Origin of the sequence: Mesorhizobium sp. L2C084A000 (genome assembly GCF_000502875.1) — a bacterium.
In the GTDB taxonomy this organism is placed as follows: Bacteria; Pseudomonadota; Alphaproteobacteria; order Rhizobiales; family Rhizobiaceae; genus Mesorhizobium.
In genome coordinates this window covers 1-5,415 of record NZ_AYWX01000041.1, presented here as the reverse complement: position 1 = coordinate 5,415, position 5,415 = coordinate 1, and the positions used below count along the sequence as shown (strand labels likewise).

At 64.4% G+C, this 5,415-nt stretch carries 5 protein-coding genes and 1 pseudogene; 4 read left to right on the top strand and 2 right to left on the bottom strand.

The genetic code is table 11. The annotated features are described in order from the left end of the window. Positions 1 to 321: pseudogene (locus tag X735_RS0135685) on the bottom strand (tonB-system energizer ExbB); the annotation flags it as partial. A gap of 65 nt (positions 322 to 386) precedes the next feature. After that, a complete protein-coding gene (locus X735_RS135885) occupies positions 387 to 1,265 on the bottom strand; it encodes an ATP-binding cassette domain-containing protein (RefSeq protein ID WP_031214073.1) in 879 nt (292 codons plus the stop codon). 215 nt (positions 1,266 to 1,480) lie between these two features. Here X735_RS135885 and X735_RS1000000170185 point away from each other — a divergent pair, with 215 nt between their 5' ends. The 4 genes from X735_RS1000000170185 to X735_RS135895 form a co-directional block, all read left to right on the top strand. After that, on the top strand, positions 1,481 to 2,059 hold the full coding sequence (locus X735_RS1000000170185) for a TonB-dependent receptor plug domain-containing protein (RefSeq protein ID WP_023814466.1): 579 nt from the start codon (positions 1,481 to 1,483) through the stop codon (positions 2,057 to 2,059). Beyond that, entirely contained in the window at positions 2,041 to 3,735 is a 1,695-nt protein-coding gene (locus X735_RS01000000166645) for a TonB-dependent siderophore receptor (RefSeq protein WP_348625614.1), read from the top strand. Before X735_RS1000000170185 ends, X735_RS01000000166645 begins: the two co-directional genes overlap by 19 nt. 25 nt (positions 3,736 to 3,760) lie before the next feature. Then, on the top strand, positions 3,761 to 4,621 hold the full coding sequence (locus X735_RS135890) for an ABC transporter substrate-binding protein (protein WP_023814463.1): 861 nt from the start codon (positions 3,761 to 3,763) through the stop codon (positions 4,619 to 4,621). Further along, on the top strand, positions 4,618 to 5,415 hold a 798-nt coding region (locus X735_RS135895; protein WP_023814462.1), incomplete at its 3' end, for an iron chelate uptake ABC transporter family permease subunit. The genes X735_RS135890 and X735_RS135895, both read left to right, overlap by 4 nt.

Genomic DNA, 5,415 nt, shown 5'->3' with positions numbered 1-5,415 from the left:
TGCCTTGACGACGATATCGGCCGCCATGAACATGCCCCATGGCGACAGGTCATGCGGCAAGGTGATCTCCATCGCCGTCGAAGGTCCGGTCTCGGCCGGCGCGGCCGTATTCGGCTGCGTGCCTGGCTGCGAAGGCGCCATTGTGGCCGGCGGAGCGCCTGCCGGTGCGGCGGGTGCGGGTGCAATCGGCGCTGGGGCTGCGGGCACGGCGGAGGCTTCGACCGCCGGCGCGGCACCGGCGGGTTGCTCCTGGGCCATCGCGCTGCCGGCCGACAGGATGACGGATGCGACCAACGCCGCCAACAAACCAGTTCTCGACAACAGCTTCTTCCTTGTTCTCACAGCGGCCTGCCGCCTTTTATTTCCCGCCGCCGCATCAGATATTGTCACTGCACATAGCCGACAGGCTGGCCGGTGACGGGGTGCGCGAACACGCCCATCTCCACACCGAAAATGCCTTTCAGCACATCGCTGCGCATGATTTCGCCGGGCGTGCCGCGCAGATCGGAAGAGCACACGTCTNCCATCTCCACACCGAAAATGCCTTTCAGCACATCGCTGCGCATGATTTCGCCGGGCGTGCCGCGCGTCAGCAGCTTGCCGTCCTTCAGCGCGATCAGTTCGTCGCAGTAGCGCGCCGCCATGTTGGGATCGTGCAGCACGACGACGACACATAGGTCGCGTTTGCGGCTGAGCTCCTTGACCAGCCCGAGCACCTCGACCTGATGGGCGATGTCGAGTGCCGAGATCGGCTCGTCGAGCAGCATGACGCCGGCGTTCTGCGCCACCAGCATGGCGAGCCAGGCGCGCTGGCGCTCGCCGCCCGACAATTCGTCCACCAGCCGGTCGGCAAAACCCTCCATATCGGTCAGGGCCAGCGCCTCCTCGACATGCTGCCTGTCCTCGGCGCGGAAACGGCCAAGCGCGCCATGCCAGGGATAGCGCCCGAGCGTCGCCAGTTCGCGCACGGTCAGGCCGGTCGCCGCAGGCGTCGTCTGCGGCAGATAGGCAAGCGCGCGGGCAAATTCGCGGGCACCCCATTGCGGCAACGGACGTCTGGCGAAAGTGATGGCGCCTGAACTCGCCGGCTGCTGGCGCGCCATGAGCTTGATAAGCGTCGACTTGCCCGAACCATTGTGGCCGATCAGCCCATAGACGCGCGAGCGCTCCAGTTCGAGCGAGACCGGACCGAGCAGCGTCCGCTCGCCGACGGCAAAGCGCACCGCGTCGATATGGAAGGCAGTCTGGGCATCAGTTCCAGCCATGCTCATAGCTTTTCTCCAGTGCGGCCGCCCGCATTTCCAGATTCCGGCTTTCGACGGGTCATGCCCGGTTGACTATGAAACATGACCTTACTAGTCAACATTGAAGATGACTGCAACGATCAACAAATCGTCGCGACCGGCAATATCGGCACGGAATTGGGAAACAGGAGGCGCACCGGATGATTTCAGGACATGGACCGATTTGGCAGAACCGGATGGCGCGCAAGCGCCTGCTGATCGCAACGGTGTCGCTGCCGGCCCTGCTTGGCTGCGGCCATGCACTGGCCCAGGAGACGGTCACCACCACCCTGGACCCGATCAACGTCCAGGAACGTGTCGAAAGCGCATTCGGGCCGGTTAAGGGCTACGTTGCCACCAAGGGCTCCACCGGCACCAAGACCGACACGCCGCTGATCGAGACGCCGCAATCGATATCGGTCATCACCAGGGACCAGATGGAAGCGCAAGCCGTCGACAGCCTGAACAGCGCGTTGCGCTACACACCCGGCGCCACCGGCAATCTCTACGGCACCGACAATCGCGGCCTCGGCCTGCAGTTGCGCGGCATTTCGAACGCCAGCGGCGTCTTCTACAGGGACGGGCTGCAGCTCAAGGAGAGCAATTTCACCCTGTTCACCGCACTCGATTCCTATGGCGCGGAACGCTACGAGGTGCTGCGCGGACCGGCGTCGGTGCTTTATGGCCAGGCAAGCCCCGGCGGCATCATCAACTATGTCAGCAAACGGCCAACCGAGGAAAACCTGCGCGAGGTCGAATTCGGTGGTGGCAGCTAGATCGGAAGAGCACACGTCNCAAACGGCCAACCGAGGAAAACCTGCGCGAGGTCGAATTCGGTGGTGGCAGCTTCAACCGGTATGAAGGCAAGTTCGACTTCAGCGGTGCCGTGAACGCCGACAAGTCGCTGCTGTTTCGCCTCACCGGTGCCGCTCACATGGGCGACACGCAGACCGATTTCGTCAAGGACGACCGCATCTTCATCGCGCCGGCGATCACCTGGCAGCCAGATGCCGACACCAGCCTGACCATCCTCGCCAACTATCAGCGCGATCGCTCGGGATGGGCGATGCAGTATCTGCCTGCCTACGGCACGGTCATACCGGGCAAGGACGGCAAGTACCTGCCGAACAGCATGTTCGTCGGCGAACCCGGCTTCGACTCCTACAACAACGACCAGGCCTCGATCGGCTACGAATCCGATCACCGTTTCAACGAAACCTGGCAGGTTCGACAGCATGCCCGCTACGTCCACCTTACCCACACCGAGGAAGGCGTCTTTGGTGGCGGACTGACGGACTCGAACGGCCTGGAACCTTCAAGCGGCGACTACTACCGTTATGCAGATGCCGGTGGCACCAAGCTCAGCGGCGTCACCATCGATAACCAGGCACAAGCCGATTTCGACACCGGGCCGCTTGCCCACACGCTGCTCGTCGGCCTCGACTACAAACGCTATACTTACCGCGACTATGCCTCGGAAGGGACGGTCGAGGACGGTTTCAACGTCTTCGATCCGGTCTACGGCTACAAGATCGGTGATCTGACGCCCTACACCGATACCGACACCACCCAGCAGCAAGTTGGCCTCTATGCGCAGGATCAGATCAAGCTCGGCAACTGGCGGCTGACCCTTGGTGGCCGCCAGGATTGGTCGGACGCCAAGGTCTACGACAATCTGGCCGGTGGCTACATTCCCGAGCAGAAGGACAACGCCTTCACCAGCCGGGCGGGGCTCGTCTACCTCGCCGACAACGGGCTTGCGCCCTATGTCAGCTATTCCGAATCGTTCCAGCCGGTGGCGGGCGCCGACAGCGACGGCAATCTGTTCGTGCCCGAGACCGGCAGACAATACGAGATCGGGCTGAAGTACCAGCCGACCGGCTGGAATTCGTTCATCACGGTCTCGGCCTTCGACCTGACCCGGCAGAATGTCGTGCGCTATGGCAATGAGGGCCGGCCCGACGACATGTTCCAGACCGGCGAGATCCGCTCTCGCGGCGTCGAACTCGAGGCCGTTGCCAGCCTCGATTTCGGCCTCGACCTGAGAGCGGCCTACACCTATCTCGACACCAGGATCACCAAGGCGACTTCTGTTGTTGATGATAATGGGAGTTCAATCAGCAATGAAGGCAACACGCCTTTCGGCGTGCCGAAGCATTCCGCGTCTCTGTGGGCGAATTACACTCTCGGCAGCGGCCGCCTGGAGGGTCTGGGCCTGGGTGCCGGCATCCGTTATGTCGGCTCGACTTATGGCGACGACGCCAACAGCTTCAAGGTTCCGTCGGTCGTGCTCGCCGACGCGGCAGTGCATTACGCCTGGCAGAACGCCACGCTCAGCCTCAATGCCAGCAATCTGTTCGACAAACGCTACGCCTCCTGCTTCTCCTCGGGCTTCGGCTGCTTCTACGGCGAGGGCCGCAGGATCAACGGTTCGGTGAAATACACATGGTAGAAGCAAGGTGGCGGGCCGACCCAAAATGGCGGCGCTGACACGGCGCCAGTATCTTGCCGGCCTCGCCGCGACCGGCCTCGCTTTGCCGGGCGGCATGGCACGCGCGGCACCTGCCCGCGTCGTCTGCCTGGAATGGACGTCGGCCGAAATCGTGGTCTCGCTCGGCCTGTCGCCGCTCGCCGTCGGCGACACCAGGGGTTACGGCGACTGGGTGCAGGGCCCGGCACTGCCGCAGGCCACCATCGACCTGGGATCGCGCAGCGAGCCCAATCTCGAACTGCTCCGGGAATTGCGGCCCGACCTGATCGTCGGCGCCTATGGCTATGGCTTGGACGAGAACAGCTTCACCAGATTGGCGCCGACCTTCAACGTGCCGTTCTACAGCGGCAAGGCTCCACCTTACGCGCAGGCGCAACAGGTGACGCTGCAGCTTGGCGACATGCTTGGCCGCAGGACGGAAGCAGGAAACCTTGTCGGGCGCATCGAAGCCTCGATCGCCCAAGCGCGTGCCAAGCTGGAGCGGGCGGTGCAGAAACCGGTCTGCGTCGTCAGCATGTTCGACGATCGGCATGTCCGCGTCTACGGCGCCGGCAGCCTGCTGCAGGATGTCCTCGACCGGCTCGGCCTCGTCAACGCCTGGACCACCGCCACCAATGAATGGGGCTTCTCCACGGTCGGCATCGAGGAACTGGTCGCCGTCGGCGAGGCGCAACTGATCTCGCTCGATCCGATCCCGCCGCACGTCAGGATCAGGATTGCCCGCAGCTCGCTCTGGGCCAATCTGCCTTGCGTCCGGAGCGGCCGGGTGCGGACCATTCCGCCGGTCTGGCCGTTCGGTGGTCTTGCCGCCGCCGCGCGTTTCGCCGAATTCATGGCAGCGGCATGATCGCCCAGGCAATGTCCCTGCCGCGACAGCGCGACGGCATCGGTGCGCTTATCCTGCTGGCGGCCGTGCCCGCAGGCCTGGCGCTGATGCTGACCGTTTTCGATCTCATCCACCTTCTGCCTACGCACCTGTGGTGGCAGGCGCTCACCGCCCCCGACACATCCGATCCAGCGCAGTTGCTGTATCGCTATGCCTTCCTGCCGCGTGTCGCCGTCAGCATGCTGGCCGGCGCTGCACTTGGTCTCGCCGGTGCCATCATGCAGCATGTGCTGCGCAATCCGCTGGCCGAGCCGACCACGATCGGCACCAATGCGGGAGCGAGCCTCGCTTTGGCAGCAGCCACCCTCTATGCACCATGGCTGCTGGAGGGCGGCCGCGAAGGTGTGGCGCTGGCCGGCGGCGCGCTCGCCACCTCAGCCGTCTTCGCACTGGCGCGCGGGCGCAGCTTTTCGCCAGTGTCGATCATCATCGCCGGCCTCGTCGTCAGCCTCACTTTCGGCTCGGCCGGCGCGCTGCTGATGGCGCTCAACCGCGAATACACCGAGGAGCTGTTCATCTGGCAGAGCGGCTCGCTGGTGCAGAATGGCGACGCGGCGGTCGTTGTTCTGGCGCCGTGGCTGCTGGCCGGCATCTGCGCCGCGTTCCTGCTCTGGCGACCGCTCCGCCTGCTCGATCTCAGCGACGACGGTGCGGCATCGCTCGGCACCCGGCCGGCCGTCATCCGCCTTGCCGGCATGGCTGTCGCCGTCTCGCTCAGCGCGCTGGTCGTCGCCGAGGTGGGCGTCATCGGTTTC

Bases quoted from the DNA above. Each gene is read 5' to 3' on its own strand.
- X735_RS1000000170185 (WP_023814466.1), top strand. From the start codon at position 1,481: ATGGCGCGCAAGCGCCTGCTGATCGCAACGGTGTCGCTGCCGGCCCTG.
- X735_RS135890 (WP_023814463.1), top strand. From the start codon at position 3,761: ATGGCGGCGCTGACACGGCGCCAGTATCTTGCCGGCCTCGCCGCGACC.